We start from the raw sequence: 26,704 nt of genomic DNA, 5'->3' as shown, positions 1-26,704 counted from the left end.
TCCATCATAAACCCAATACTCAGGAGGTAATCTACGAATGCTAAGATCTATGTACTCCGGTGTTTCAGGCATGCGCGGTTTCCAAACGAAGCTCGACGTCATCGGTAACAACATCGCGAACGTGAACACGGTCGGCTTTAAGGCAGGACGCGTCATGTTCAAGGATATCTTGAGCCAGACGGTATCCGGCGTTACCGCCCCTACGGAAGGCGTGACGGGCGGCGTGAATGCCAAGCAGATCGGCCTAGGCGTCGCGGCGGCTTCGATCGATACGATTCATACGCCGGGCAGCGCGGTCACGACGAACGTGCCGACGGACGTCCGCATCGATGGCGACGGTTTCTTCGCCGTAACGGCGACAGGCGACGGCGCGCAAGAAACGCCATATCTGACGCGTGCCGGCAACTTCACGCTGGACGCGAACAACCAGCTTGTCAACGCGGACGGAATGTTCGTATTGAGCTCTGACGGCGCGCCGATTACGCTGGATGCCGAAATCAAGTCGTTCTCCATCTCCGGCGACGGCACGATTATCGGCGTGAATGCCGACGGCACGACGGCCGCGACCGACTTCAAGATCGGCGTCGTGAAAGTCAATAATCCGAACGGTCTCGAGAAAATAGGCGGCAACTTGTACCAAATTACCGCCAACTCCAACCCTGACGGAGCAGCAGAGCTGTCCGAAGCGGCTAACGCCGAAGCAGGCACGGGATCGATCGTAGCCGGCCAGCTCGAAATGTCCAACGTCGAACTGACGGCGGAATTCACGGAGATGATCGTCGCGCAGCGCGGTTTCCAGGCGAACTCCCGCATCATCACGACTTCCGACGAAATTTTGCAAGAAGTCGTTAACCTGAAGCGCTAATAAAAAGTTAATTTTTTCCTAACAGTTCTGAAGTAAGATAGGGGAGGTCAAGTCCTCCCCTTATCCTTGAGGGGGATTTACATGATTGCTGTAACGCGTTTGAACGGCTCGACCATATTCGTGAACGCGCTACTGATCGAAGTGATCGAAGAGACGCCGGACACGCTGCTTACCCTGACGACCGGGAAGAAATTCATGGTGCGGGAGAAAGCGACGGACGTCATTTCCTCCATGCAGACATATTTGCAAGCGATTGGCGTGAACGCCGCGACAATCAAGAGCGTACAATCGGAGGGTCCATAACGATGAAAAAAATGCTGCCTTGGCTTATCACAATTTTGCTCGCCATAACCTTAATCGCGGTGGTGGCGATCGTTCTGTTCAATAACATATTGGGCGGCGGCTCGAATGATCCGGCCAAACAAGCGGAAGAGAGCGTACAGAACGTGGAGGCGGAGAAAATTACCGCCGACGAGCTAGTTGCGGTGACAAGCGAGTTGAAGGGGATCAAGACGAACCTGTCCGATCCGACATATATTGTGCAAATCGACTTTGCATTCCAGCTGGACACGGCGGAAACGAAAGCGGAGTTCGAGTTAATCAAGGAATTCGCCATTAAGCCGATTATTATCAGCACGCTCGGCGATATCAATCCAGAAGAAGTCAGTGGCTCGCAAGGCAAGGATGCGTTACAATCAAAACTGCTTAACCTGATTAACGAAAAGTTAACCGAATCGTCCGAAGGCAAGCTGGTCAACGTTACGATTACGAATATTTTGGTGGCTCAGATCTAGTCAGGCTTTTGACGCATCCTTGAAAGGGGGGAGAACATTGGTTGATGTATTATCGCAAAGCGAGATAGACGCGCTGCTTGCAGCGTTATCATCCGGTGAAATGGACGCGGAAGAGTTAAAGAAGGAAGAGACTCAGCGCAAAATCCGCTCATATGAATTCAAGCGCGCAGTGCGCTTTTCGAAAGACCATATTCGCAGCTTAACGCGGATTCACGAGAACTTCGCCAGGTTCCTGACAACCTATTTCTCGGCACAATTGCGGACGTTCGTCCAGATTAGCGTCGTTCAGGTTGAACAGCTGCCTTATGACGAATTCATTCGCTCCATTCCGAAAATGACAATCCTGAACATTTTCGAAGCGGAACCGCTTGAAGGACGCATGGTACTCGAGGTTCATCCGAACGTCGCTTTCGCGATGGTGGACAGGCTGCTAGGCGGACAAGGCATCGCGCCTTCCAAGATCAATGCGCTGACAGAGATCGAAACGACGATCATGGAGCGCATTTTCGGCCGTACGCTCGAGAGTCTTCAGGAAGCATGGAAGACCGTCATCGACATATCGCCGCGCATGGAGGCATTGGAGACCAACCCGCAGTTTATGCAGATCGTCTCGCCGAACGAAACGATTGCCCTGATCTCGCTCAGCACGAAGATCGGCGATACGACGGGCATGATCAACTTATGTATTCCCCATGTCGTCATTGAGCCAATCATGTCTAGACTGTCCGTGCACCATTGGTTCGTATCGCAGAAGAAAACGAGAGCGCCGGAAGAGGTCGAGGTGCTCAAGAGTCGCGTGAGCAAAGCGAAGCTGTCGATCGTAGCCGAGCTCGGCCAGTCGACGATCAACATACAGGAGTTTCTCGGACTCAGCGTCGGCGATGTCATCGCGCTTAACAAACCAATAACCGCGGGACTCGACATTAAAGTCGGCGACAAGCTTAAATATATCGGTAGTGCAGGCTCGATCAGAGAACGGTTGGCGGTTCAAATTGATCAAATACTCAGCGAGAGCGAAGGAGTGGAGGAAAGTTATGACGAGTAAAGACTACTTATCGCAAGAGGAAATCGATGCCTTACTACGTCAGTCTTCCGATGAACCCGATACGTCGAAATCGGATAGCGGTCCGATTGAAGAGCTGAGTGAATATTTGAGCTCCATCGAGCAGGATGCGCTTGGCGAAATCGGCAACATCACGTTCGGAAGCGCGGCGACGGCTTTGTCCACGTTGCTTGGCCGGAAGGTCGACATCACGACGCCGAAAGTATCCATTATTAATAGGAAGGATCTTGATAACGAGTTCCCGAAACCGCACGTTGCGGTATCGGTTGAATACGTGGATGGCTTCGAAGGCATAAACTCGCTCGTGATCAAGACGCGGGATGCGCAAATCATCGCCGATTTGATGTTGGGCGGTATGGGCGAACCCGATCCGAATCAAGAGTTAAACGAAATCCATATCAGCGCGGTTCAGGAAGCGATGAACCAGATGATGGGCTCCTCCGCGACGTCGATGTCGACGATCTTTAACCGGTTCGTGAATATTTCCCCACCCGGTATCGACATCCTTAATGTATCGGAAGGCGAAGGCGTCGACCGGCTCCCGCCGGAAGACCTGTTTATCAAAATCGCGTTCCGTCTGACGATCGGCGACCTGATCGACTCGCAAATCATGCAGCTCCTGCCGATTCACTTCGCGCAAGAGATGGTATCGACCTTGATGGGCGGAACGAGCGAGCCTCAAGCGGCGCCAGCGCCAGCGGCAGTTCCAGCAGCGCATGCGGCTGCACCGCAACCGGCTGCAGTACCGGCGGCCGCTCATGCGGCTGCACCGCAGCCAGGAGTACCTGCGGCAGCGGGAGCGCCGGCATATGATCCGTATCAGCAGCCGATGGGCTATCCGCCGCAAGGCATGCCGATGATGCCGCCGCAAGGTATGCCGGGACAGCCAGGCATGCCGATGATGCCGCCTGCAGCTGCTATGCCAGGCTACGGCATGCCGGGTTACGGCGCCCCTGGTTACGGTATGCCGCCGCAAACTTACGGCGGTATGGGGAATCGCAATGTGAACGTTCAACCGGTTCAATTCGGCAACTTCCAAGGTGCGGGCTTTGGTCAAGCGGATGATTCTAACCTGAATTTATTGCTCGACATCCCACTGAAAGTCACTGTAGAATTAGGTAGAACTCAGAAGCAAATTAAGGATATTCTCGAGTTATCGCAAGGTTCCATTATCGAACTGGACAAGCTTGCCGGTGAGCCAGTCGACATTTTGGTCAACAATAAGCTTATCGCAAAAGGCGAGGTTGTCGTAATCGACGAGAATTTCGGCGTGCGGGTGACCGACATTGTCAGCCAATGGGATCGTATTCAGAAACTACAATAACTAACGTGTGACTCTAGGAGGAAAAAACGATGGCTAACCGTATTTTGATTGTGGATGACGCAGCTTTTATGAGAATGATGATCCGCGATATTCTCACGAAGAACGGCTATGAGGTAGTCGGTGAAGCTCAGGACGGCGCGCAAGCGATCGAGAAGTTCAAGGAGCTGAAACCCGATCTTATTACGATGGACATCACGATGCCGGAGATGGACGGCATCGTCGCATTGAAGGAGATCAAGAAGCTGGACGGCAACGCGAAGGTCATCATGTGCTCCGCGATGGGTCAACAGGCGATGGTTATCGATGCGATTCAAGCGGGAGCTAAAGATTTCATCGTGAAACCTTTCCAAGCTGACCGCGTTATCGAAGCCATCAAGAAGACGCTTGGTTAACTCGTATGAAACGGTCTATCCTGCTTTCCGCGGGCTGTGGAACCTTCGGCGCGCTGCTGCTACGAGCTGCAGCAGCGGCAGCTGATTCAGGGGAAAACACCGGGGCGTCGGGCGGCCCGGTTGAGGAAGCCGTGAACATACCGGGATCGAGTATGACGGGGTACCTCATCTGGGTCGTTTTCGTCCTATTAATGGTAACAGCCTTAATCGTTATCGTGATTCGTTGGCTTGCGATGCGCAATCGGACGCTCATCACGAACAGGGCCTTGCGTTCTCTTGGGGGCGTGCCCCTGGGCGCGAACAAATCGCTGCAAATCATCGATTTATCCGGTCGCATGTATGTCGTTGGCGTAGGAGAAAATGTCGCGCTGCTGGACAAAATCGACGATCCGGAGGAAGCGAGGGCGATCATGGAAGCGCTGGAACAGCAGCAATTTCAAGGCTGGAATCCGGCATCCGTCAAGGAATGGTTCGATCGTCTGCGTCGCCGGGATAAAGGGGAAGAACCGGGGAAGGAACTTTGGCAGGAACCGGACTCGTTCCAATCGTTGCTGCAGTCCAAGCTGCAGAAGCAATCGGATCGGAGGCAGGAGATGGAATCGATGCTGAAGGACCAAAATCAAAACGATCGGTTGTCGGACGAATGAACAAAAAAATTATACTTACTCTTCTCGTGCTGCAGCTTGCTGCGCTATTTTTTCATACCCAATCATTTGCCGCAGATCCGCTGCCGAATGTAAGCGTCAATATCGGGGGCGCGGGCGAAGGGGAGCAACCCGGAACCAGCGCGCTGTCGCTTTTGCTGATGATCACGATCCTCAGCGTGGCGCCGGCCATACTCGTCTTGATGACCAGCTTTACGCGGATCGTCATCGTGCTGGGGTTCATTCGAACCTCGCTCGGTACGCAGCAGATGCCGCCGAACCAGGTGTTAATTGGGCTTGCGATGTTCCTGACCTTCTTCATCATGTCCCCTACGCTCGGACAGGTGAACGAAGTGGCGCTTCAGCCCTATTTGAAGGGCCAAATAACGCAGACGCAGGCACTCAACAAAGCGGCGGTTCCGATGAAAAAATTTATGTTCAACCAGACGCGGGAAAAAGACTTGCTGCTCTTTCTGAACTATACGAAGACGCAGAAACCCAAAACATACGAAGACGTGCCTTTGACCATTCTCGTACCCGCTTTTGCGCTGAGCGAGATGCATACCGCTTTTCAGATGGGGTTCATGATATTCATCCCCTTTCTGATTATCGATATGGTGGTGGCCAGTACGCTCATGGCGATGGGGATGATGATGCTGCCGCCGGTCATGATCTCGCTGCCGTTTAAAATTTTGCTGTTCGTGCTTGTCGACGGCTGGTATCTCATCGTCAAGTCGCTGCTGCTAAGTTTTAACACGTGAGTTCACCAGGAAGGGATATGAAGGCATGAATGCAGAATTTGTAATCCGATTGGCAGGGCAAGCCGTGTATACGACCATGAAAGCAAGCGCGCCGATGTTGATCATCGGTCTAGTCGTCGGCTTGATCGTCAGTATTTTTCAGGCAACAACCCAGATTCAGGAGCAGACGCTCGCTTATGTACCCAAGATCGTAGCGGTATTGCTGGCCATCTTGATTTTCGGTCCGTGGATATTGAACACACTCGTTGATTTCACTTACAACCTGCTGAACAATCTCTATAAATATATCGGATAAGCCGAGGAATTTTTTGATGGAACTGTTTCTGGAAGGTTTCCCTATTTTTTTGCTTATTTTTTGTCGAATAACCTCCTTTTTCGTCGTCGCGCCTGTCTTTTCGACTCGAACGGTGCCGACGATGATGAAAGTCGGACTCAGCTTTCTGGTCGCGTTGCTCGTGTTCCTTAGTTACGGGTTAAAGCAGACGATCGTGCCGGATGCTACATACGTGCTTGCGGTAATTCGAGAAGTGCTCGCCGGCTTGTTGCTCGGCTATACGGCTTACTTGTTCTTTACCATCATCCAGACCGCAGGCGCGTTTATCGACCTGCAAATGGGCTTCGGGATGGCCAATGTCATCGATCCGATGACCGGCACATCTTCCCCGCTGATGGGCAATTTCAAATTCATGGTGGGCACGCTCGTGTTTCTGTCCATGAACGGGCACCATTATATGTTAAGCGCGTTGCTTAAGAGCTACGAGTGGATCCCTATCTCGAATGAATTGTTTACGCGAATATACGAAGGAAGTATTTCGGAATTCCTTCTGCGCACGTTCGCGGATACATTCATGCTTGCGCTGCAACTGTCGGCTCCGCTCGTAGTGGCCATGTTCCTTGTCGACGCTGGCTTGGGGCTTCTAGCGAAAACCGCGCCGCAGTACAACGTGTTCGTTATTGGCGCACCGCTAAAGATAATGATTGGTTTCCTGCTGTTGGCAGCGCTGATGCCGGGAATGATCGATCTGTTTGAAAATATTTTCACGTTAATGTTCGATGCATTGGAGAAGCTGTTCGGAATCGTTCAGGCTCGGGCGGAGCAGTAGGGGGGACTTTCGCTTGCATACGTACCGCTTAAGACTTGACCTCCAGCTGTTTAGCGGAGAGAAGACGGAGAAAGCGACGCCGAAGAAAAGGCAGGAAGCGCGAAAGAAAGGCCAGGTTGCCAAAAGCCAAGAGCTTCCGGGGGCTCTTATCCTGCTTTTTTCCCTGCTGTGTCTGTTAATGCTCGGAGACTTTTACAAAGACCGACTGTTTCGCATGTTCGGCTTGCTCTTCCAGCAGAAGCTCTCCATGAACTTGACGACCGAGAACATTATGACCCTCTTTACGGACATTACCATACAAGGCGCGTATTTGCTCGCGCCAATTCTTGCCATAGCCGTCATCTTCGCGATGGTCGGCACGTTCGTTCAGATCGGATTCCTCTTCACGGGAGAGAATTTGAAGCTGAAATTCAACAAGCTGAATCCGATTGCAGGATTCAAAAACATCTTCTCGATGCGCTCGGCGGTGGAGTTTCTCAAGAACATTCTAAAGCTGAGCATTATCGGCTTCATGGTTTATCGAACGGTTTGGGGTTCAATCGGGAACATCATGAAGTTGTCCCATGTGCCAGTCGAGAACATGCTTAGTTTCACGGCTCACTTGGTCATGAATCTGGGAATTACGATTGGCGCCATTCTCGTCGTGATAGCCCTTATTGATTACATGTACCAGAAATACGAACACGAGAAAAGTCTTCGGATGTCCATGCAAGATATTAAAGACGAATACAAGAAGTCGGAAGGCGATCCATTAATTAAAGGAAAAATTCGCGAACGGCAGCGCCGCATGGCGATGCAGCGAATGATGTCCGACGTTCCGAAGGCGGACGTCGTCATCACGAACCCGACTCACTACGCCATAGCGCTCCGGTACGACGGGACGAAGATGGAGGCGCCGACAGTCGTTGCGAAGGGCGCGGATTACGTCGCGCTGCGCATCCGGGAAATCGCGAAAAACAACGGCGTCATTACGATGGAAAACAAGCCGCTGGCCAGAGCCTTGTATGCAAGGGCTGAAATCGGGGAGAGCGTTCCCGCAGACTTGTTCCAAGCAGTGGCCGAAGTATTGGCTTACGTATATAGGCTCAAAGGCAGAGCTAAGTAATAACGGAGAACGCAAGGAAGGGGGAGCATTATGAAAACAAAGGATCTCATCATCTTAATCGGCATTATCGGCATCGTGCTTATGATGATCATTCCTCTTCCGATTTGGCTGCTTGACGTCTTGCTCGTCGTTAACATTTCCACGGCGCTCATGATCTTGCTCATCGCCATGAACTCCAAGGAAGCGTTAGACTTCTCGATTTTTCCGGCGATGCTGCTCATTACGACGTTGTTTCGCTTGGCACTCAACTTGTCGACGACGCGTAACATTCTTGCCCACGGCGAAGCGGGCCACGTCGTCGCCACGTTCGGCAGCTGGGTCGCCGGCGGCCAGATCGCCATCGGCTTCGTCGTCTTCCTCATACTCGTCGTCGTGCAGTTCATTGTCATCACCAAAGGCTCCGAACGCGTAGCGGAGGTGGCGGCGAGATTCACGCTCGACGCGATGCCCGGTAAACAAATGAGTATCGATGCCGATTTGAACGCAGGCTTGATCAACGAAACACAGGCGCGCGAGCGCCGTTCCAAGATTGAACGGGAAGCCGACTTCCATGGTTCCATGGATGGTGCCAGCAAATTCGTCAAAGGCGACGCGATCGCCTCGATTATCATCCTCATCATCAACTTGATCGGCGGTTTTATCATCGGCATGGTCGTCCACGGCATGGACTTTCAAACCGCCCTCGAGACGTTCTCGGTCCTGACCATCGGCGACGGTCTCGTCAGCCAGGTACCTGCGCTCCTTATCTCCACGGCAGCCGGTCTGATCGTAACGCGCGCGGCATCCGAAGGCAACTTGGCTTACGACCTTCAAGTGCAGCTGTTCCGTTACCCTAAGCTTCTCTACATTGTGGCCGGTACGGTCGCCATGCTCGGTCTGTTCACGCCGATCGGTCCGATTGCCACGCTTCCGTTCGCCGGGTTGATCGCTTTTGGGGCATACCGCATGCAGAATACGATTAAGCAGCAGGAGCAGCAGGAGGAGCTCATGCAGGAAGAACAACAGATCGAAGAAGTTCGCAGCCCGGAGAGCGTCATCAGCTTGTTGCAAGTGGATCCGATCGAATTCGAATTTGGATACGGACTTATTCCGCTGGCCGATACGCAGCAAGGCGGCGACTTGCTTGACCGGATTATCATGATTCGGCGTCAATGCGCGTTAGAGCTTGGCTTGGTCGTACCGGTCATCCGAATAAGAGACAATATTCAGTTGAAACCTAACGAATACGTCATCAAAATCAAAGGCAATACGGTCGCGCGCGGAGAGCTGCTGCTTAACCACTATCTGGCGATGTCGCCCGGCTACGACGACGATTCGGTCATTGGCATCGAGACGACCGAACCCGCGTTCGGGCTGCCCGCGATTTGGATCGACGAACCGACGAAGGAACGCGCGGAACTTTCCGGCTATACGGTCGTAGACCCGCCGTCGGTCGTCGCGACGCATTTGACGGAAATCGTCAAACGACATGCCCACGAACTTATCGGCCGTCAGGAAACGAAAGCGCTCGTGGACAACGTCAGGGAAAGTTACCCGGCCCTAGTGGATGAGCTGATTCCTTCGATTCTTTCCATTGGCGACGTTCAGAAGGTGTTGTCCAAGCTGCTTCGCGAGAAGGTTTCCATTCGGGATATGGTCACGATTTTCGAGACGTTGGCCGACCAAGGACAATACTCGAAGGATCCGGATATATTGACCGAATATGTGAGACAGGCGCTGTCGCGGCAAATTACGCAGCAGTTCTCGCAGAACAGCGACAAGCTGCGCGTCATTACGGTTGGGCCGTCGCTCGAGAAGAAAATCGCCGAATCCGTGCAACAATCCGATCAGGGCAGTTACTTGGCGCTTGATCCGATTTCGACCCAGACGATTTATCAGAAACTGACGGAACAGGTCAATCGGCAGATTCAATCCGGCAACCAGCCGATCGTGCTCGCCTCGCCGACGATTCGCATGTACTTACGCCAAATCGTCGAACGAACGATGCAGGATATTCCGGTGCTGTCCTATAGCGAGCTGGAACCTAGCGTAGAAGTTCAAAGCATTGGGGTGGTTAACCTGTGAAGGTAAAACGTTACATTGTAAACGCGCTTCCCGAAGCTCTTCCGATGATTCGCAGCGAGCTCGGGGCGGACGCGGTCATCTTGAATACAAAGGAAATTCGGATCGGCGGCTTCCTCGGCATGTTCGCCAAGAAAAAGATGGAGGTCATCGCCGCCGTCGAGACGGGCTCGGCCAAACCGGCGCCGAAGGCGCAAACACCGGCATCGGCTAAACCACAGCCGCAATTGTCGCCCACCGAAGCCCAGTCGGCTTTGCTGGAATCGCTTGGACTCGTTAGGGGAAGACAACAGGAAAGCGCAGGCGCCACAGCCGTATTATCTCCCCCGGTCACCTCGAGCAAGGCCGCTGCTGCCGCGTACGGCGGCGCACGGCCTGCCGACTCGAGACCTGCATCGCCACAGCCGGCTATGCAGCCGGTTCCGCCACCGCCGGCAGCGCTGCGCTCGGAGGCGGCCATCGAGAAGGGGAACGCGAAGTTAGATGATGCCGCCCTGCTGGATGAAATTCGCGATATGAAACAATGGATCGTGCGGATGTCGAAGCAGCAGCAGATGAAACGGCTTCCGGAGCCGGTTCAAGCGCTCCATGCTCGTTTGATCGATCAAGAGGTCAACGCCGACCTCATCGAGAAGCTGATTAGCGAAGTGACGGAGATGGTCGAGAGCGTGTCGGAGGCAGATCTGACGCAAGCGGACGTTTGGGCGCAAGCTCGAACCGTGTTGACGCAGTGGATGAGCGGGAAAGCCGCGAAAGGCATTCAACGGGACACGCGCGTCATACATTTCGTTGGACCGACCGGCGTTGGCAAGACGACATCTATCGCGAAGCTCGCGGCGGAACAGACCTTGAAGAGCGGCCGCAAAGTCGGATTCATTACGTCCGATACGTACCGGATCGCGGCGGTCGATCAGCTGCGGACATATGCCAACATTTTGAACGTACCGCTCGAAGTGGTGTTTTCGCCGGCTGAAGTGTCCCGGGCATTTAAGGATCTGGAAGATCGGGAACTCATTTTTATGGATACGGCAGGACGTAACTTCCGCAATGAACTGTATGTTTCGGAAGTGAACAGCCTTCTGCAGACGAATCATCAATCCGAGACTTACCTGGTACTTAGCTTGACGAGCAAATTCAAGGATATGTCCGTCGTAGCTGGCCATTTTGCCAAATACGGCATCGAGAAAGTTCTTTACACGAAGCAGGACGAAACGGATGCCTACGGCGCGATTTTGAATTTAGCCGTTCAATATGATCTACATCCCGCCTACATCGCTTATGGTCAAACCGTTCCCGACGATATCACCACGTTTAAGACAGATGTTTACGTCGAGCAGTTATTGGGGGCGTATGAGCAATGAATGACCAAGCGGAAGCACTACGCCATATGGTGAAATCCTACGAGCAACAGCAGGAGAATAGCCGGAAGACGCGAGTGGTCACGATTACCAGCGGTAAGGGCGGCGTCGGCAAGTCTAATTTCAGTCTGAATTTTGCGATCGCCCTTCAGCAGCTTGGCAAAAAAGTGCTCGTCTTCGACGCTGATATCGGCATGGCGAACATCGATGTGTTAATGGGCGTGTCCGCGAAGTACAATTTGTACCATTTACTGAAGCAGCAAAAAACGATTTGGGAGATCGTACAGGAAGGTCCAAGCGGCGTACATTTCATCGCAGGAGGGTCCGGGTTTCAGGATCTGCTCGATTTATCCGCCGAGGAGCTTGATTATTTTGAAGAGCAGATCGAGAAACTGCATGGAGAGTACGATTTTATCCTGTTCGATACGGGCGCCGGATTATCCAAAGAAACCGTCAAATTTATCGTGGCCGCCCAGGAAACGGTAGTCGTCACAACACCGGAGCCGACGTCGATTACCGATGCTTACGCGCTCATCAAAATGGTCAAGGGGATGGAGCATAACGTCAACTTCAAGCTTGTCGTCAATCGGGCGACAGATTTGAAAGAGGGCAAAGCGACGGCTGACAAAATCGGGTTGGTCGCCCAGCGCTTTCTCGATACGGCGCTGCCGTTTCTGGGGATCGTGCAAGACGATCCGAACGTCTCCAAGTCGGTCAAAAAACAAGTTCCGTTCGCGCTAGCTTACCCGTCTTCCGAGGCGACGCGCGACGTAATGGCGATAGCGAAGCAATTTTGCGACCTTCCAGCAGATCCTGCCGAGTCATCGAACGGGATCAAAGGATTCATACACAAAATGTTCAGACGATCAAAGTAATCCTTTGAGGAGTGGAAGCCCATGGCTCTATATCGTGTACTTGTCGCGGATGACTCCGCGTTTATGCGGAAAATTATTAGCGATATGATCAACGCAGATAAGCAGTTCGAGATTGTGGCTACGGCTTCCAACGGACGCCAGGCGGTCGATGCGACCGTCCTGATGAAGCCGGATGTCATTATGATGGACTTGGAAATGCCCGAGATGAACGGTTTGGAAGCGTTAGTGCAGGTCATGCGCCAAAGGCCGACGCCGACGGTCATGATGTCGAGTACGAGCGACGACGGGACGAGAATGACGATCAAAGCGTTGCAGGTCGGCGCTTTCGACTTTATTCGCAAACCGGCCGGGCCAACTTCCCCGGATATTAAAACCGTCGGGGACCAAATGCTCGAGAAGCTGCGCATCGCGGTGGAATCGAACGTCGCGGCTTCCATTGCCTCAACCGATTTGGAAGAAGAAGCGCCGATGGATCCAACTGCGAAAGAAGCGCAAGCAGCCGCGGAGCCGGTGCGGAAGCGGCAGACCGCAGAGTGGCAGGAGTGGCAGGCCGCGATGGCCGCGCAAATGCAATCTAACGAGGCGGAAATTATCGAGGACAAATCGGTAGTGGCGGAAATTCCTGCGAACGAACCGGCCCAAGCGGTAACCATTTTAGAGGAGCAACGAGTGCCTGCTTCACCTAAGGAGACAGTGCTTCCGCCTAAGCCGCAAACGCCGCCTGCGAACCCGGTTGCCCGCGAAATCGCGTCGTCTTCTCAGGCAAAGACGTTCGAACCGGAGAAGCCGCGCCGTGCCGCCGTGCCGCTGGTTGAGCGTAAACCGGCTCCTGCGCCGCCGGCAGCAGCCATCAAGCCAGAACCGAAGCCGGCCCCAAGAAACATCGCCTCACCGCAGGTTCCGACCGCGAAACCGATGACTAAGCCCGAAGTCAAGCCGGAGGTGAAGCCAGCCGCGGCAAGCATGAGCAAGCCATTGCCGATAGCGGCTGATTTGATGGATGAACCGATTACGCCAAGAGTAAAGAAACAATCGGCCAAACAAACCAATTTCCGCCATTTGGTCGCGATCGGCACTTCTACAGGCGGTCCGAGAGCGCTGCATGAAGTCATTACCGCGCTGCCGGAGAATTTACCCGCTCCCGTATTGGTCGTACAGCACATGCCGCCTAAGTTTACGCATTCCCTAGCCCAGCGACTGGATTCGTTCAGCGCGCTGCAAGTGACGGAAGCCGTGAACGGCGAACGCGTTTATGCGGGCGTGGTTTACATCGCCCCAGGCGGGCTGCACATGGAACTAGCCAAGGACGGCCAAGGTTATTTCATCCGTTTGACGGAGCAGCCGCCGCGCGGCGGACATCGGCCTTCGGTTGACGTCATGTTTGAATCCTGCGCGCCGTTCACCGAGCTGCAACGCCATTCCGTCATTATGACGGGCATGGGCAGCGATGGCGCCAAGGGAATGAAGACGCTGATGGAAAGCGGCGGCAAATCCGCCATCGCGGAGTCCGAAGAAACATGCGTCGTGTACGGGATGCCAAGATCGGCCGTGGAGAACGGCGCGGCGAAGACGGTCGTCCCGCTGGGACGGATTGCTGGCGCGATCGTGGATGCGGTTATGCGGTAGCGAGCGGACAGTTATTGATTCATACCAAACAGGAGGTGCCAGGCAATGGATATGAACGCATACTTATCGATGTTTATTGATGAGTCCAACGATCATTTGCAGTCGCTTAACGAGAACTTGCTTCGTCTGGAAAGCGACCCGGAAGATTTAAGTATTGTCCAGATTATTTTCCGATCCGCTCATACGTTGAAGGGCATGTCGGCAACAATGGGCTTTGAAGATCTGGCCGCGCTTACCCATGAGATGGAGAACGTGCTGGATCTGGTTCGCAACAACAAGATCAAAATGGATAGCTTCATTTTCGATACACTGTTCAAAGGCTTGGATGCCCTAGAAAACATGGTGCAGGACGTCATCGGAGGCGGCACCGGCAAGCTGGACGTCACCACGATCGTAACGGCGCTGAAGTCGATCGTGCAGGGCGATTACAAGACCGAAGGGCCTGAAGTCGCCCAAGAGGCGGCGCCCGCTAACGCCGAGGCAACCGAAGCTGTGAACGATGCGGCCGCACTGCTCGACGAATACCAAACATCCGTGCTGATGCAGTCGATCGATTCCGGTCTTTCGGTTTACCACGTTGTCGTTCATGTAAGCGAAGGCTGTATTCTGAAAGCGGCTCGTGCTTACATGGTATTCGACTTCCTGGAGCGGACAGGCGAGATCATCAAATCTCATCCGAGCGTGCAGGACATCGAGCAGGAGAAATTCGAACGTTCGTTCACCGTGTTCATGATTTCATCCTCCAGCGCGGATGACATCCGCAAAGGAATCATGTCGGTATCCGAGATCGAGACCGCGGACGTTACCCAGCTGAACCGCGATTCCTTGAGTCATCTCGGCCGTCGCTCGAACGAAGCGCCTGCTGCAGCACCGGCGCAAGAAACCCCGGTAGCTACGGAAGCCCCGGCGGCTACGGCGGCACCAGCGACGAAGACGGAAGCGCCGAAGGAAGACAAGCCGCGTCCGGCTGCGGCCGCTCCGGTAAATCGCACGATCCGCGTCGATATCGAGCGTCTCGATGCGCTAATGAACTTGTTCAGCGAACTGCTGATCGATCGTGTCCGTTTAGAACAGCTAGCGACGGAGATTCGTCGCGCAGATTTGACCGAGACGGTCGAACATATGGCGCGCGTTAGCGGCGACCTGCAGAATATCGTGCTCAAACTGCGCATGGTACCGGTGGAATCCGTGTTCAATCGCTTCCCGCGGATGGTGCGCGATATCGCCAAGTCGCTGGATAAGAAGATCGATCTTGTCATTACGGGCGCGGAGACGGAGCTAGATCGGACGGTCATCGACGAAATCGGCGATCCGCTCGTGCATTTGCTTCGCAACTCGTGCGACCATGGTATCGAATCGATCGCGTCGCGCGTAGCAGCGGGCAAGTCTGAGACGGGAACCGTTCATCTGCGCGCGTTCCACAGCGGCAACAACGTATTTATCGAAATCGAAGATGACGGCAACGGCATCAATCGCGAGCGGGTTAAGCAGATCGCCATCAAGAACGGCGTCGTGACGCCGGAAGAGGCGAAACGCATGACCGATAACGAGATCAACATGCTGATCTTCGCGCCAGGATTCAGCACGGCCGAGAAAATTTCGGATCTATCCGGCCGCGGCGTCGGCTTGGACGTCGTCAAGTCCAAAATCACGTCGCTCGGCGGCAATGTCAGCGTCACGTCGCAAGAGGGGAAAGGTTCTATTTTCTCCATTCAATTGCCACTGACACTTTCGATTATTTCGGCTATGCTTGTGAAGCTTGGTGCTGAGAAATACGCGATCCCGCTTTCGTCGATCGTGGAGACCGGCATCATTCGCAAAGAGCAAATTCGCTCCGTGCACAAATCGTTCATGATGGAATTCCGCGGTTCGGTCATCCCGGTCATTTCGCTCAGCAAGATTCTCGAGTGCACGTCTTGGACCGAGAATGGCGAAGCCGAAACAGAGATCGTCGTGATCCGCAAAGGCGAGAAATTGGTCGCCATTTTGGTGGACGAATTCATTGGCCAAAGCGATATCGTCTTGAAGACGCTGGGCAACTACTTAACGAATATCGATGCCATCTCGGGCGCGACCATTCTTGGCGACGGACAAGTCGCTTTGATCATCGATCCGAATGCGCTAATTAAATAAGGGAGGGATTACGTATGGGCGAAGAATTAAAAGTAATCGTGTTTGGTCTCGGCGAGGAAGAGTACGGCATTGAGGTTGAGAAAGTAAGAACGATCGAACGCATGATGCCAATCACGCGCGTTCCCAAGGTCCCTTCCTTCATTAAAGGGGTTATAAATCTGCGCGGCGTCGTGCTGCCGGTTATCGATTTGCGCGGCCGTTTTGGACTTGAAGAATCGACCTCTACGGAGAACTCCCGCATTATTATCGTGGGCGTCGGCGACGTGGAAATCGGATTTATCGTGGATTCCGCTAATGATGTTATCGACATCGACAGCGACAACATTGAGACACCTCCAGAAATTGTCGGCGGGATCCGGGCCAAATATTTGCGGGGCGTAGCCAAGATCGGCGAGAACCGCTTGCTGATCATGCTGAACCTGGCAGAAGTGCTTAAACAGAAAGAGATCGATCAGATCCTAGAAATTGAGGGGTAAACCGTGACCAACCCACTATCGAAGCTGGAAGCATTCAAACTGGACGTTCTCAAGGAAGTCGGCAACATTGGAGCAGGACATGCAGCAACGGCCTTGTCGCTTCTGCTGGACAAGCCGGTAGATATGAACGTTCCGACAGTCAGTCTAGTCCCGTTCGAGGAGGTTGCGGATAAAGTCGGCGGTGCCGAGCAGGTCGTGATTGCCGTCTACTTGCGCGTCGAAGGCGATGCGCCGGGCCACATGTTCTTCCTCATCCAGGAAGATTCCGCCCGCAAGATGCTCCACAACTTGCTTGCCATCGAGCATCGGGAAGAGATTGGCTATACCGAAATGGAATTTTCAGCATTGTCCGAAATCGGTAATATTTTGGCGGGTTCCTATCTCTCGTCGTTGGCCGATTTCACGCAGCTTTCCATGGGGCCAACCGTTCCGTCCGTTGCCATCGATATGGCAGGGGCCGTTCTGAGCTACGGATTGATGCTGTATGGCGAGATGGGGGATTCTGCGCTGCTCATCGATACGAAGTTTTTGGAAGGTCACGAAGAGGTCGAAGGCTTCTTCTTCCTTATACCTGATCCGGAATCATTCGATAAAATATTCAGCGCCCTGGGAGTGCCGACCGAATGAATCAAGACATCATGGTGAAAGTAGGCATGGCGGATTTAAACATTGCGCTCGGCGGACAAGTACTGAAGACAACAGGGCTCGGTTCATGTGTCGGACTTACGCTTTTCGATGAGAAAAGCAAGGTTGCCGGCATGGCGCATGTAATGCTGCCATCTTCTGACATCGCCAGGGAGTCCACCTTAAATATCGCGAAATATGCAGATACCGCTATTCCCGAACTAATCGAACGGATGAAGAAGGCTGGCGCGTTGACCGGAAGATTGAAGGCCAAAATGGCCGGAGGGGCGCAAATGTTCGCTTTTTCTTCCCAAAGCGATACGATGCGCATCGGACCGCGTAACGTCGAATCGTGCAAGGCTGCTTTAAGCAAGTTTTCCATCCCTTTGATTGCCGAAGATACGGGCGGGAATTTCGGAAGAACGATTGAATTTAGCAGCGCGACCGGAATACTCGTTATTCGCAGCGTTCAGTTTGGCGCAAAGGAGATTTAATTCATGATTGGGACATGGCGCTGGAATGCCGCCCTTGGCATAATCGGCGGGTTGCTCACGATGCTGGCCTCGATGGGCGGCAACGGACTTCTCATCTCGGCAGTGCGCTGCGTGTACGCGTTTGTGGCATTTTTCGTGCTTGGTTTTTTATTCCGCGCGGCACTTGCCATGATCCTTCGCCAGCCAGCTCCTAGCAGCGAGACGATTCTGACCGATGAGCTTGAAGACGAGAGCAAAGGTCGCCGTGTCGATTACGCAACACCTGATGAAAGCGACGAGCTTTCCGACTTGCTCCGCGAGCAAATGAACGGAAAGCAGCCTTCGGTTAACTCGGAGGAACAACCGGTATTCAAACCGTTGCAGCCAGAGAAATTAATGTCGACCCAGAACCGGGACCCAGAAGAACTAGCCAAAGCTATACGTCACTTGACAGGAGAGTGAGACGATGATTGAGCCGAAAACGCCTCATCTGTCCAATATTGAAATTTGGCAGAAATGGAAAGAAGACGGGGACATCGAAGCGAAAAAGCGGCTGATCGAGGATTACTTGTCTTTAGTTGACTACGTAACCAACCGGATGGCGATCGGACTGCCCAAAAACGTATCTAAAGACGACTTGGCAAGCAATGGCGTAATGGGGCTAATCGATGCCATCGAGAAGTTCGACTACCGACGCGGGCTTCAATTCGAGACGTATGCGTCTTGGCGGATTCGCGGCGCCATCATCGACGGCCTGCGGCAAGGCGACTGGGTGCCAAGATCGGTAAGAGAAAAAGCGAAGCGGATCGAAGAAGCGTATCAAAAGCTGGAGCAAACGTATATGCGCACCGTTTCGGACAGCGAAATCAGCAATTATTTGAACGTCAGCGAAAAGGAATTCCAGAACATGCTTCAGGAAATCGCGGTGACGACCGTTTGTTCGCTGGAAGATCCGATTCGCGAAGAGGAGTCGGAGACGCGATTGTCGCTGCTCGTCGACGAGAAAGCGAAAAATCCAGAGCACAAGGTGCATGAATTTTACTTGAAGGATTCGCTTGTCCGCGGCATCGAAAAGTTAACGGAGAAAGAACGTACGGTCGTGTCGTTGTTCTACTACGAAGAGCTTTCGCTGAGCGAAATTGCCGAAGTGATGAATTTGTCCCCGTCCCGTATTTCGCAATTGCATTCGAAGGCGATTCTACGCTTGCGGGGAGCGCTCGATAAACAGAAAGACCAACTTATGCAGCACTAATACGCAAAGGGAGAGTGTGTCATGTCAGCTTCGGAAACACTGGAATCATTGGCCGTGATTTCGATCTCGCAGGATAAGCTGACGGCAACGCTACAGCTGCTGGCGACAGAAGACACCATTGCATTTACTTCCGAAGATTGGGCAGCTTTTCTGAATGATAAAGGGGTCAAGCATGGCATTGATCAGCAGGTCGTCGACAAATTGACGGCGAGCCCGAAATCGTTCATGAACAAGCAGGTCGTCATCGCCCAAGGAGAACCGGCGGTTGCGGGTAAAGATGGATATATTCAATATGCCTATGACATGATGGACAACCAGCAGCGTCCCGCGGAATTGGAAGACGGCAGCGTGGACTTCAAAGAAATTACGCAGCTGAAGAACGTCAAGCGCGGACAGCTGATCGCGGAGAAAATTCCGGCGACGCTCGGCGTGAATGGTAAGCTCGTGACGGGCGAAGAAGCCGTTTGCCGAAACGGGAAAGAAGCGTTTTTCAAGATTGGCAAAAACGTCGTGCTCAGCCAGGATCAATCCGCGCTGTATTCCGCGATCGACGGTCTAATTACGATGACGGACAAGAACAAAATCAACGTATTCCCGGTATACGAAGTCAAGGGAGACGTAGATTACAAAGTCGGAAATATCGACTTCGTTGGCACGGTCGTCATCCGTGGTAATGTGCTGACAGGCTTCAGGGTTCGCGCGGCCGGAGATATTCGGGTCGTCGGCGGCGTCGAAGGGGCAGAGTTGGAATCCGATGGTTCAATTGAGATTACCGGCGGTATTCTTATGCACAACAAAGGCCACGTCAAAGCGGGTAAGAACGTTAAAAGCACGTTTATTCAAGACGGGATCGTCAGTGCGGGAGAAGACGTAACCGTGACGCAGAGCATCATGCATTCGCAAGTTCGGGCGGGCAGGAGCGTCGTTTGCGGCGGGGCAAAAGGATTGATCGTGGGCGGAACCATTCAAGCCGGCGAGTCGGTCATTGCCAGAACGTGCGGCAACACGATGTTCACGCCGACATCGATCGAAGTCGGCGTCAGGCCGGAACTGCGCGAAGAGTTGATGGAGCTTCGCGCTCATCTCAAAGAGACGACCGCTAACCTGGACAAAACGGATAAGGCGTTAACGCTTCTTGACCAAATGGCTGCGGCAGGTCAGCTTGCGCCTGACAAACTCGCACTTCGGATAAAACTTACGGCCACTAAACGGCAAGCTGTGGACGACATTGCCCATACGAAGGACCGAATCCTCGAGATCGAACGCTCGCTGGAGGATACGGAGCTTTCCAAGGTGGATGTCAATCATACGATTTACGGCGGGTCCAAGATCGTAATCGGACGTTATACCAGATTTATTAAAGATCCAGCTCAGCGCGTAAGCTTCCGTTACTCGGAAGGCGATATTGTCATGCTGCCTCTATAATTCCGCACTTATAAATGAATATTCGCCACATGACCAGGGAGGAAAGCTTATGCCTTACCGGTCCATAGATCTTCAAGTATCCGTGCCCAAAGTGACGGAACAGAGCATCGCGCAGCAGCATGCGATTCATAAAGCGCATGCCGAACAAACCAAGTTGGAAACCGATATGGTTAAACATACCGAACAGCTGCGCAGCAAAAATACGGCTGTCGAAAGCGGCGGCCATGCGCATATCAATGATCATCGTTTGAAGGAAGACACCGGTTCTAAACGCAAAGGCAGACGTAAAGCGACCTTGGCGAGCGGCGAAGAAGAAAAAAATGCGGAAGACGCGCCTAAAGGGAGTAAACATCCCTTCAAAGGAAAGCATATCGACATAAGCTTCTAGTCGCATCTTTTAGAAAACACAGGTGATGAAATGAACCAACCTTGGCTTTATATCGTGCTCCTTGGCGGGGTGATCATTGTCATCGGCATGATGATGCCCCGCAAGACGCAGGAACCGGAATCGTCTGGCGAAGAGTCCGTGCACGGCATGGAAGCGGCGCTCGAACAGTTTATGGAGAACATGGAGGAGGAAAACCGTCAGATGGTGGAGCTGATCGCGAAGTCGCGCAAAGAAGCGCAAGCGAACGCAAAATCTTATGACGAACGGATTAAGCAGCTGGAGATGCGATGCGCGGAACTCGAGCATCAACTGAGTAAGCAGACATTGTCGGCTGCTCCAATTCCGTATCCTTACATAACGGATAAGCTTACATATGCCGAACACGCGGCGCTGCATCAAACTCCTCCCCCAGCAGCGGAGGCGATTGTGGAGCCCGATCCAGTCGAGCCCGAAGAAGATACGTCGATTAAGGGCCGATATCCCGAGTTGTTCGACCTGTACCAAAGCGGAAAATCCGTCGAAACGATTTCCAAGAAACTCGGCATGAATAAAGGCGAAGTTCAGCTGATTCTACAGCTATCCAAGCAGGAAGAGGTGGCGCCGCATGAGTAAACGTTCGTTTCTGACCGGACTAGGAACGGGCGTCATCATCGGCGCCGTTCTGCTTCAGCTGTTTCTGATCGGCCAAGGGCATGACAGCGGAAGCGCCGATCCGCTCGCGGCGGGAGACACGTATACGCAAGAAGAAGTCGATCTCATGCTTGAAGACGAACGCGCTAAAGTCAAGGCCGAAATCGCGGAGCAGGAGAAAGCCGCGGCTAACGCTCAAAAGAAACCGACTGCCGGCACAACCCAGACGCCTGCGAATACGACAACGCCGGCAGCGGGACAGAAGCCTGCTGCGGCTACAGGCTCGACTGCCAATACGGGGAGCGCCGCTGGCACTGCAGGTCAAAAGCAAACGACGTCGCCTATCTATGAAGGTGCGAACGGGCGAACCATTATCCGGATTCTACCAGGAAAAGGCGTCCAAGACGCGGCGAATTTACTGTTCGAAAGCGAAATCATTACGGACAAAAAAGCGCTGCTGACGCTAATGAAAGGGAAGACGGTCCGAGCCGGTTACTTCGGGTTCTCGGGTAACTTGACGCTTAAGCAAGTGCGCGATATTTTGACGAGTACGCCGATCTCGGCCAAGAAGGCGGAGGCTGAAATCGCGGCTCGCAAGGCGAATGCGTCGGCGAAAACGGTCAATAATAGTTAACATTCGGCAAAGTATGCAGGTCCATGTTGCATGGACTATCTAGATATGGTATAGTAATTCTCGGTGTTAAAAACGCACGTCGATTAATTTCGTCAAGGGTGCTTCGGCTCGGCCGAAGTTTTGACGGAAGATGAGATCGGACGGAGGATAACACAAAACCAAACCCAGGAGGTGTTGAATATGGCAGTTATCTCCATGAAACAGCTTCTCGAAGCTGGGGTACACTTCGGTCACCAGACTCGTCGTTGGAACCCAAAGATGGATCGCTATATCTTCACAGAACGTAACGGCATTTACATTATCGACCTGCAAAAAACAGTTAAGAAAGTCGAAGAGGCTTACAACTTCGTTCGCTCGGTAGCGGAAGAAGGCGGCACGATCCTTTTCGTCGGCACGAAAAAACAAGCTCAAGATTCGGTTAAAGAAGAAGCAGAGCGTTGCGGCAACTTCTATATTAACCAACGTTGGCTCGGCGGCACGCTGACTAACTTCCAAACGATCCAAAAACGTATCGATCGTCTGAAAACCCTCGAGAAGTGGGAAGAGGACGGCACGTTCAACGTACTGCCTAAGAAAGAGGTTATCATTCTCCGCAAAGAGAAAGATCGTCTTGAGAAATTCCTCGGCGGTATCAAAGGCATGAAAGGTCTGCCAAGCGCGCTGTTCATCATCGACCCGCGTAAAGAGCGTATCGCGGTTGCGGAAGCTCGCAAACTCGGTATCCCAATCGTAGGTATCGTTGACACGAACTGCGATCCGGACGAAATCGACTATGTTATCCCGGGCAACGACGATGCAATCCGCGCTGTTAAGCTTCTCACGGCGAAAATGGCTGACGCAATCGTTGAAGCAAACCAAGGCGAGCAAACGACGGCTTAAGTCGTTTATTCATAGGACAGCAAGAAAGGGTGGTCAGAAGCTGTTAAGCCTCTCACCGCCCTTTTTTTGAACGTAAACTTACGAACCTTCAGGAGGTCTATAGCCATGGCAGTTAATGCGAGTGCAGTCAAAGAATTGCGTGAAAAAACGGGCGCGGGCATGCTCGATTGCAAAAAAGCGTTGGAAGAGTCGAACGGTGATTTGACGAGAGCGGCTGAAATTCTGCGCGAGAAAGGTCTTGCGGCAGCAGCTAACAAAGCAGGTCGCGTAGCGACTGAAGGCGTTGTTGAATCCTACATACACGCTGGCGGACGGATCGGCGTACTGGTTGAAATCAACTGTGAAACTGACTTCGTTGCCAAAACGGACCAGTTCCGCGAATTCGCACGCGACATCGCGATGCAAATCGCGGCAGCGAGCCCGAAATTCGTTGGTCGCGAAGAAGTATCTCAAGAAGAGCTCGACAAAGAGCGCGAAATCCTGACGGCTCAAGCGCTGAACGAAGGCAAGCCAGAGAAAATCGTCGAGAAGATGGTAGAAGGCCGCCTTTCGAAATACTACGAGGAGTTCTGTCTCCTTGAGCAAAACTTCATCAAAGATCCGGACAAAACGATCTCGACGCTGCTGAAAGAAAAAATCAGCACGATCGGCGAGAACATCTCGATCCGTCGCTTCGTTCGTTACGAGCTGGGCGAAGGTCTGGAGAAAAAAGAAGACAACTTCGTTGCCGAAGTTATGTCGCAAGCAAAACTGTAAATCCGAACGCACTAGGCGGGGCGGGGCGTTCGCCCCGCCTTTATTTTTTAGCCATACTAAATCTAGCACCGGACCCGATTGGTTCGAATTGGAGGTAAAGAAGTTGCAAAATCCCGTGTATAAACGTATTGTGCTCAAGGTAAGCGGCGAATCGCTAAGCGGCGATATCGGTTATGGTATTGAAGCATCCGTTATTTCGTCGATTGCCGAGCAAGTGAAGGAAGTCGTGGCGTTGAATGTCGAAGTTGCGATTGTCGTCGGTGGCGGGAACATTTGGCGCGGAATCGCAGGAACGGCCAAAGGCATCGATCGTGCGACTGCCGACTACATGGGAATGCTTGCTACCGTAATGAACTCGCTGGCGCTTCAGGATGCGCTGGAATCGATCGACGTGCCGACGCGCGTACAGACATCGATTGCCATGCAGCAGATCGCGGAGCCGTATATTCGTCGCCGGGCGATTCGCCACTTGGAGAAAGGCCGTGTCGTGATCTTCGCAGCCGGAACGGGCAATCCGTATTTCTCGACCGATACGACGGCAGCGCTTCGCGCCGCGGAGATCGAAGTGGACGTCATTTTGATGGCGAAGAACAAAGTAGACGGCGTTTACTCGGCAGATCCGTTCAAAGACGCTTCGGCAGAGAAGTTCGAAACCTTGACCTATCTGGATGTGCTTAACCGCAATCTGGGCGTTATGGACTCCACGTCGACATCGCTTTGCATGGACAACAACATCCCGCTCGTCGTGTTCGCGATTACGGAGCAGGGCAACATCAAACGCGTCGTCCTCGGAGAGAAAATCGGTACAATCGTGAAAGGAAGTGTGTAAGTCGTGCCTCAAACGATCAAGAAAAACGCGGAAGAACGTATGGATAAAGCGATCGGCGCGCTGAAACGCGATTTGGCAACCCTTCGGGCAGGACGCGCGACGCCTGCGCTGCTTGACCGTGTACAGGTTGAATATTACGGCGCCTTGACGCCGGTTAATCAATTGGCGAACATTAATACGCCGGACACCCGCACATTGATGATCCAGCCTTGGGATAAGTCTTCCGTATCCGCGATCGAGAAAGCGATTATGAAGTCGGATCTGGGCCTAACGCCATCGAACGACGGAGCGAGCATCCGCCTATCGATCCCGGCTTTAACCGAGGAACGCCGCGCCGAACTCGTGAAGCTGACGAAGAAGTTTGGCGAAGAGGCGAAAGTCGCGATCCGCAACATTCGCCGCGACGCGAACGACGATATTAAGAAGCTGGAGAAAGGCGAGATCTCGGAGGACGAATCCCGCCGCCATCAAGACGACATCCAAAAATCGACCGATAAATTCACGGCGGAAGTCGACAAAGTATTAGCCGCCAAAGAGAAAGAAATCATGGAAGTATAATCAAAACTCACCGGCCCCTCCGATAGGTGGGGTTTGTTGCATCCATTATGCGTCTACGGTGGGAGGAGATGACATATGTTTCAGCGACTGAAAACGAAATTCGCCAAAGCGCCGGAAGACGCTTCGCAGGAAGTACTCGATGCCGATAACATTCCGCAGCATATCGCCATTATTATGGACGGCAATGGCCGATGGGCGAAAAATCGCGGTCTGCCAAGAATTGCGGGTCATCACTCCGGCATGAAGACCGTCAAGCGGATTACGATGGAAGCGGATCGGCTTGGCGTCAAATTTTTAACGTTGTACGCCTTCTCGACGGAGAACTGGAAAAGACCGAAAGCCGAAGTGGAGTTTCTAATGAAATTGCCGCAGGAGTTTCTGTCTATCGAATTGAGCGAACTGATCGAGAAGAACGTGCAAGTGCGCATGATGGGACATAAAGAAGACTTGCCTCCGCACACGCTCGCGGCCGTGGAGGAAGCGATACGGCAGACCGCGGGCAACACGGGACTTGTGCTTAATTTTGCCTTGAATTACGGAAGCCGTAAAGAAATGATGGAAGCGGTACGCCGGATCGGGCAAGACGTGCGCGAAGGCAAGCTATCGCCGGACGATTTGAATGAATCGCATTTCGAACAATACTTGCTATCGAGCGACATGCCGGATCCGGACCTGCTCATTCGGACGAGCGGCGAGCTCCGACTTAGCAATTTTATGCTCTGGCAGTTGGCGTATAGCGAACTGTGGTTCACGAATGTATATTGGCCGGAATTTTCGGAAGCGCATTTTAATGAAGCTATACGAGAATATCAGCGTAGGGCGCGCCGTTATGGCGGATTGTAATCCGCGGCGGCTTACTGGAGCGTGACAACGAGTTGAAACAACGTATTATTACCGGCGTTATCGCCGGCGGATTTTTTATCGCGCTGACGATAATAGGCGGCTGGTTCTTCTATGGCTTGCTGCTTCTGCTGGCTATTATTGGTTATGGCGAATTCGTGCGTATGAATGGTTTGTCCTGGACGAACCCGGCTTCTCTGCTCGGATTTGCCGGCGTGCTGGCGTTCATGCTGCCTTGGCAGGAATGGTCGATTGACGAGCCTTCCGGCCAATTTATAGCGTGGCTACTGATGTTTGGCTTGTTGAGCATAACCGTGTTCACCAAAAATCAAGTCAAGCTCGACGAAGCCGCGCTGCTGCTCCTTGGGGCTATGTACGTAGGAATCGGGTTTCAGGCGATGCATGAAGTGCGCAGTGCGAACGGACACGGTCTATTGGCTACGATCGTCGCGTTCTGCGCGATTTGGTCCTCCGATATCGGCGCGTATTTTTTCGGGAAGGCGTTCGGCAAGCATAAACTATGGCCGGCGATTAGTCCGAACAAAACAATCGAAGGTTCGATTGGCGGCGTCTTGCTATCATTAGCAGTCGCTCTGTTGTTCGCGGTGATCTATCCGGATATGATCGGCTTCGCCGACGCGTTCTGGATCGGCATCTTGGCCGCGGTCGCCGGTCAGCTTGGAGATCTTATTCAATCCGCCTACAAACGGGTGCGCGGCATTAAAGACTCCGGCGCGCTTCTTCCGGGCCATGGCGGCGTTTTGGACCGGTGCGATAGCTGGATCATCGTATTCCCGCTGCTGCTGATGACCGGTCTGCTGCCGTTTTAAGAGAAG

Annotated in this window: 31 protein-coding genes; all 31 read left to right on the top strand. The window is 53.0% G+C overall.

The window, feature by feature from the left end:
• The first annotated feature begins 37 nt into the window (after positions 1 to 37).
• The 31 genes from flgG (at position 38) to BCM02_RS05795 (ending at position 26,698) form a co-directional block, all read left to right on the top strand.
• Positions 38 to 865, top strand: coding sequence for a flagellar basal body rod protein FlgG (gene flgG, locus BCM02_RS05945; RefSeq protein ID WP_148928149.1), 828 nt, complete (start codon positions 38 to 40; stop codon positions 863 to 865).
• Between the two features lie 81 nt (positions 866 to 946).
• Positions 947 to 1,168, top strand: coding sequence for a flagellar FlbD family protein (locus BCM02_RS05940; protein ID WP_148928148.1), 222 nt, complete (start codon positions 947 to 949; stop codon positions 1,166 to 1,168).
• A 2-nt stretch (positions 1,169 to 1,170) separates the two neighbouring features.
• Complete coding sequence (locus BCM02_RS05935; protein WP_148928147.1) at positions 1,171 to 1,659, top strand: flagellar basal body-associated FliL family protein; 489 nt, start codon at positions 1,171 to 1,173, stop codon at positions 1,657 to 1,659.
• A 37-nt stretch (positions 1,660 to 1,696) separates the two neighbouring features.
• Positions 1,697 to 2,704 (top strand): flagellar motor switch protein FliM, encoded by a 1,008-nt coding sequence (fliM, locus tag BCM02_RS05930; protein ID WP_148928146.1) that lies wholly within the window; start codon positions 1,697 to 1,699, stop codon positions 2,702 to 2,704.
• Positions 2,694 to 4,046: a flagellar motor switch phosphatase FliY gene (gene fliY / locus BCM02_RS05925; RefSeq protein WP_148928145.1), complete on the top strand. Its 1,353-nt coding sequence runs from the start codon at positions 2,694 to 2,696 to the stop codon at positions 4,044 to 4,046. The genes fliM and fliY overlap by 11 nt, the downstream gene beginning before the upstream one ends.
• Positions 4,047 to 4,075: 29 nt before the next feature.
• Positions 4,076 to 4,438, top strand: a complete 363-nt coding sequence (locus tag BCM02_RS05920; RefSeq protein WP_148928144.1) for a response regulator — start codon at positions 4,076 to 4,078, stop codon at positions 4,436 to 4,438.
• A 5-nt stretch (positions 4,439 to 4,443) separates the two neighbouring features.
• A complete protein-coding gene (locus tag BCM02_RS05915; protein ID WP_148928143.1) occupies positions 4,444 to 5,085 on the top strand; it encodes a flagellar biosynthetic protein FliO in 642 nt (213 codons plus the stop codon).
• A complete protein-coding gene (gene fliP, locus BCM02_RS05910) occupies positions 5,082 to 5,843 on the top strand; it encodes a flagellar type III secretion system pore protein FliP (protein ID WP_148928142.1) in 762 nt (253 codons plus the stop codon). Before BCM02_RS05915 ends, fliP begins: the two co-directional genes overlap by 4 nt.
• A gap of 25 nt (positions 5,844 to 5,868) precedes the next feature.
• Positions 5,869 to 6,138 carry a flagellar biosynthesis protein FliQ gene (gene fliQ, locus BCM02_RS05905; protein ID WP_148928141.1) on the top strand — a complete coding sequence of 90 codons (270 nt, stop codon included), beginning with the start codon at positions 5,869 to 5,871 and terminating at the stop codon, positions 6,136 to 6,138.
• Positions 6,139 to 6,154: 16 nt separating this feature from the next.
• Entirely contained in the window at positions 6,155 to 6,946 is a 792-nt protein-coding gene (gene fliR, locus BCM02_RS05900; protein ID WP_148928140.1) for a flagellar biosynthetic protein FliR, read from the top strand.
• A 13-nt stretch (positions 6,947 to 6,959) separates the two neighbouring features.
• A complete protein-coding gene (gene flhB, locus BCM02_RS05895; protein ID WP_246183243.1) occupies positions 6,960 to 8,051 on the top strand; it encodes a flagellar biosynthesis protein FlhB in 1,092 nt (363 codons plus the stop codon).
• A gap of 30 nt (positions 8,052 to 8,081) precedes the next feature.
• Positions 8,082 to 10,115 (top strand): flagellar biosynthesis protein FlhA, encoded by a 2,034-nt coding sequence (flhA, locus tag BCM02_RS05890; protein WP_148928138.1) that lies wholly within the window; start codon positions 8,082 to 8,084, stop codon positions 10,113 to 10,115.
• Positions 10,112 to 11,473 carry a flagellar biosynthesis GTPase FlhF gene (flhF, locus tag BCM02_RS05885; protein ID WP_148928137.1) on the top strand — a complete coding sequence of 454 codons (1,362 nt, stop codon included), beginning with the start codon at positions 10,112 to 10,114 and terminating at the stop codon, positions 11,471 to 11,473. Before flhA ends, flhF begins: the two co-directional genes overlap by 4 nt.
• Positions 11,470 to 12,345 carry a MinD/ParA family protein gene (locus BCM02_RS05880; RefSeq protein ID WP_148928136.1) on the top strand — a complete coding sequence of 292 codons (876 nt, stop codon included), beginning with the start codon at positions 11,470 to 11,472 and terminating at the stop codon, positions 12,343 to 12,345. Before flhF ends, BCM02_RS05880 begins: the two co-directional genes overlap by 4 nt.
• 21 nt (positions 12,346 to 12,366) lie before the next feature.
• Positions 12,367 to 13,971, top strand: coding sequence for a chemotaxis protein CheB (locus tag BCM02_RS05875; protein ID WP_246183242.1), 1,605 nt, complete (start codon positions 12,367 to 12,369; stop codon positions 13,969 to 13,971).
• A 45-nt stretch (positions 13,972 to 14,016) separates the two neighbouring features.
• Positions 14,017 to 16,104 carry a chemotaxis protein CheA gene (locus tag BCM02_RS05870; protein ID WP_148928135.1) on the top strand — a complete coding sequence of 696 codons (2,088 nt, stop codon included), beginning with the start codon at positions 14,017 to 14,019 and terminating at the stop codon, positions 16,102 to 16,104.
• 14 nt (positions 16,105 to 16,118) lie between these two features.
• Complete coding sequence (locus tag BCM02_RS05865) at positions 16,119 to 16,580, top strand: chemotaxis protein CheW (RefSeq protein ID WP_148928134.1); 462 nt, start codon at positions 16,119 to 16,121, stop codon at positions 16,578 to 16,580.
• 3 nt (positions 16,581 to 16,583) lie between these two features.
• Entirely contained in the window at positions 16,584 to 17,207 is a 624-nt protein-coding gene (locus BCM02_RS05860; protein ID WP_148928133.1) for a chemotaxis protein CheC, read from the top strand.
• Complete coding sequence (locus tag BCM02_RS05855) at positions 17,204 to 17,698, top strand: chemotaxis protein CheD (protein ID WP_148928132.1); 495 nt, start codon at positions 17,204 to 17,206, stop codon at positions 17,696 to 17,698. The genes BCM02_RS05860 and BCM02_RS05855 overlap by 4 nt, the downstream gene beginning before the upstream one ends.
• A gap of 3 nt (positions 17,699 to 17,701) precedes the next feature.
• Entirely contained in the window at positions 17,702 to 18,139 is a 438-nt protein-coding gene (locus BCM02_RS05850; protein ID WP_148928131.1) for a hypothetical protein, read from the top strand.
• Positions 18,140 to 18,143: 4 nt separating this feature from the next.
• Positions 18,144 to 18,929, top strand: coding sequence for a FliA/WhiG family RNA polymerase sigma factor (locus tag BCM02_RS05845; protein ID WP_148928130.1), 786 nt, complete (start codon positions 18,144 to 18,146; stop codon positions 18,927 to 18,929).
• A 21-nt stretch (positions 18,930 to 18,950) separates the two neighbouring features.
• Entirely contained in the window at positions 18,951 to 20,354 is a 1,404-nt protein-coding gene (locus tag BCM02_RS05840; RefSeq protein WP_148928129.1) for a flagellar assembly protein A, read from the top strand.
• A 49-nt stretch (positions 20,355 to 20,403) separates the two neighbouring features.
• Positions 20,404 to 20,742, top strand: a complete 339-nt coding sequence (locus tag BCM02_RS05835; protein WP_148928128.1) for a hypothetical protein — start codon at positions 20,404 to 20,406, stop codon at positions 20,740 to 20,742.
• Positions 20,743 to 20,772: 30 nt separating this feature from the next.
• A complete protein-coding gene (locus BCM02_RS05830) occupies positions 20,773 to 21,354 on the top strand; it encodes a hypothetical protein (protein ID WP_148928127.1) in 582 nt (193 codons plus the stop codon).
• Entirely contained in the window at positions 21,347 to 22,006 is a 660-nt protein-coding gene (locus BCM02_RS05825) for a hypothetical protein (protein ID WP_148928126.1), read from the top strand. Before BCM02_RS05830 ends, BCM02_RS05825 begins: the two co-directional genes overlap by 8 nt.
• Before the next feature lie 180 nt (positions 22,007 to 22,186).
• On the top strand, positions 22,187 to 22,885 hold the full coding sequence (gene rpsB, locus BCM02_RS05820; RefSeq protein WP_148928125.1) for a 30S ribosomal protein S2: 699 nt from the start codon (positions 22,187 to 22,189) through the stop codon (positions 22,883 to 22,885).
• A gap of 66 nt (positions 22,886 to 22,951) precedes the next feature.
• A complete protein-coding gene (gene tsf, locus BCM02_RS05815; protein WP_281288144.1) occupies positions 22,952 to 23,641 on the top strand; it encodes a translation elongation factor Ts in 690 nt (229 codons plus the stop codon).
• 103 nt (positions 23,642 to 23,744) lie between these two features.
• Complete coding sequence (gene pyrH, locus BCM02_RS05810; protein WP_148928123.1) at positions 23,745 to 24,470, top strand: UMP kinase; 726 nt, start codon at positions 23,745 to 23,747, stop codon at positions 24,468 to 24,470.
• 3 nt (positions 24,471 to 24,473) lie between these two features.
• Positions 24,474 to 25,028, top strand: coding sequence for a ribosome recycling factor (gene frr / locus BCM02_RS05805; RefSeq protein ID WP_148928122.1), 555 nt, complete (start codon positions 24,474 to 24,476; stop codon positions 25,026 to 25,028).
• A 75-nt stretch (positions 25,029 to 25,103) separates the two neighbouring features.
• Positions 25,104 to 25,871 (top strand): undecaprenyl pyrophosphate synthase, encoded by a 768-nt coding sequence (locus tag BCM02_RS05800; protein WP_148928121.1) that lies wholly within the window; start codon positions 25,104 to 25,106, stop codon positions 25,869 to 25,871.
• A gap of 32 nt (positions 25,872 to 25,903) precedes the next feature.
• Complete coding sequence (locus BCM02_RS05795; RefSeq protein ID WP_148928120.1) at positions 25,904 to 26,698, top strand: phosphatidate cytidylyltransferase; 795 nt, start codon at positions 25,904 to 25,906, stop codon at positions 26,696 to 26,698.
• Positions 26,699 to 26,704 lie beyond the last annotated feature (6 nt).

It is taken from the genome of Paenibacillus methanolicus, assembly GCF_008124765.1.
GTDB classification, from domain to species: domain Bacteria; phylum Bacillota; class Bacilli; order Paenibacillales; family Paenibacillaceae; genus Paenibacillus_Z; species Paenibacillus_Z methanolicus.
The sequence above is the reverse complement of the archived record's forward strand: the minus strand, read 5'-3'. Positions and strand labels throughout refer to the sequence as shown.

Bases quoted from the DNA above. Each gene is read 5' to 3' on its own strand.
- BCM02_RS05845 (WP_148928130.1), top strand. From the start codon at position 18,144: ATGATTGAGCCGAAAACGCCTCATCTGTCCAATATTGAAATTTGGCAG.
- BCM02_RS05840 (WP_148928129.1), top strand. From the start codon at position 18,951: ATGTCAGCTTCGGAAACACTGGAATCATTGGCCGTGATTTCGATCTCG.
- BCM02_RS05825 (WP_148928126.1), top strand. From the start codon at position 21,347: ATGAGTAAACGTTCGTTTCTGACCGGACTAGGAACGGGCGTCATCATC.
- rpsB (WP_148928125.1), top strand. From the start codon at position 22,187: ATGGCAGTTATCTCCATGAAACAGCTTCTCGAAGCTGGGGTACACTTC.
- BCM02_RS05855 (WP_148928132.1), top strand. From the start codon at position 17,204: ATGAATCAAGACATCATGGTGAAAGTAGGCATGGCGGATTTAAACATT.
- flgG (WP_148928149.1), top strand. From the start codon at position 38: ATGCTAAGATCTATGTACTCCGGTGTTTCAGGCATGCGCGGTTTCCAA.
- BCM02_RS05915 (WP_148928143.1), top strand. From the start codon at position 4,444: ATGAAACGGTCTATCCTGCTTTCCGCGGGCTGTGGAACCTTCGGCGCG.
- fliY (WP_148928145.1), top strand. From the start codon at position 2,694: ATGACGAGTAAAGACTACTTATCGCAAGAGGAAATCGATGCCTTACTA.
- BCM02_RS05800 (WP_148928121.1), top strand. From the start codon at position 25,104: ATGTTTCAGCGACTGAAAACGAAATTCGCCAAAGCGCCGGAAGACGCT.
- BCM02_RS05850 (WP_148928131.1), top strand. From the start codon at position 17,702: ATGATTGGGACATGGCGCTGGAATGCCGCCCTTGGCATAATCGGCGGG.
- BCM02_RS05920 (WP_148928144.1), top strand. From the start codon at position 4,076: ATGGCTAACCGTATTTTGATTGTGGATGACGCAGCTTTTATGAGAATG.
- fliQ (WP_148928141.1), top strand. From the start codon at position 5,869: ATGAATGCAGAATTTGTAATCCGATTGGCAGGGCAAGCCGTGTATACG.
- fliR (WP_148928140.1), top strand. From the start codon at position 6,155: ATGGAACTGTTTCTGGAAGGTTTCCCTATTTTTTTGCTTATTTTTTGT.
- fliP (WP_148928142.1), top strand. From the start codon at position 5,082: ATGAACAAAAAAATTATACTTACTCTTCTCGTGCTGCAGCTTGCTGCG.
- flhA (WP_148928138.1), top strand. From the start codon at position 8,082: ATGAAAACAAAGGATCTCATCATCTTAATCGGCATTATCGGCATCGTG.
- BCM02_RS05940 (WP_148928148.1), top strand. From the start codon at position 947: ATGATTGCTGTAACGCGTTTGAACGGCTCGACCATATTCGTGAACGCG.
- BCM02_RS05935 (WP_148928147.1), top strand. From the start codon at position 1,171: ATGAAAAAAATGCTGCCTTGGCTTATCACAATTTTGCTCGCCATAACC.
- BCM02_RS05865 (WP_148928134.1), top strand. From the start codon at position 16,119: ATGGGCGAAGAATTAAAAGTAATCGTGTTTGGTCTCGGCGAGGAAGAG.
- BCM02_RS05830 (WP_148928127.1), top strand. From the start codon at position 20,773: ATGAACCAACCTTGGCTTTATATCGTGCTCCTTGGCGGGGTGATCATT.
- BCM02_RS05880 (WP_148928136.1), top strand. From the start codon at position 11,470: ATGAATGACCAAGCGGAAGCACTACGCCATATGGTGAAATCCTACGAG.
- BCM02_RS05835 (WP_148928128.1), top strand. From the start codon at position 20,404: ATGCCTTACCGGTCCATAGATCTTCAAGTATCCGTGCCCAAAGTGACG.
- BCM02_RS05875 (WP_246183242.1), top strand. From the start codon at position 12,367: ATGGCTCTATATCGTGTACTTGTCGCGGATGACTCCGCGTTTATGCGG.
- BCM02_RS05870 (WP_148928135.1), top strand. From the start codon at position 14,017: ATGGATATGAACGCATACTTATCGATGTTTATTGATGAGTCCAACGAT.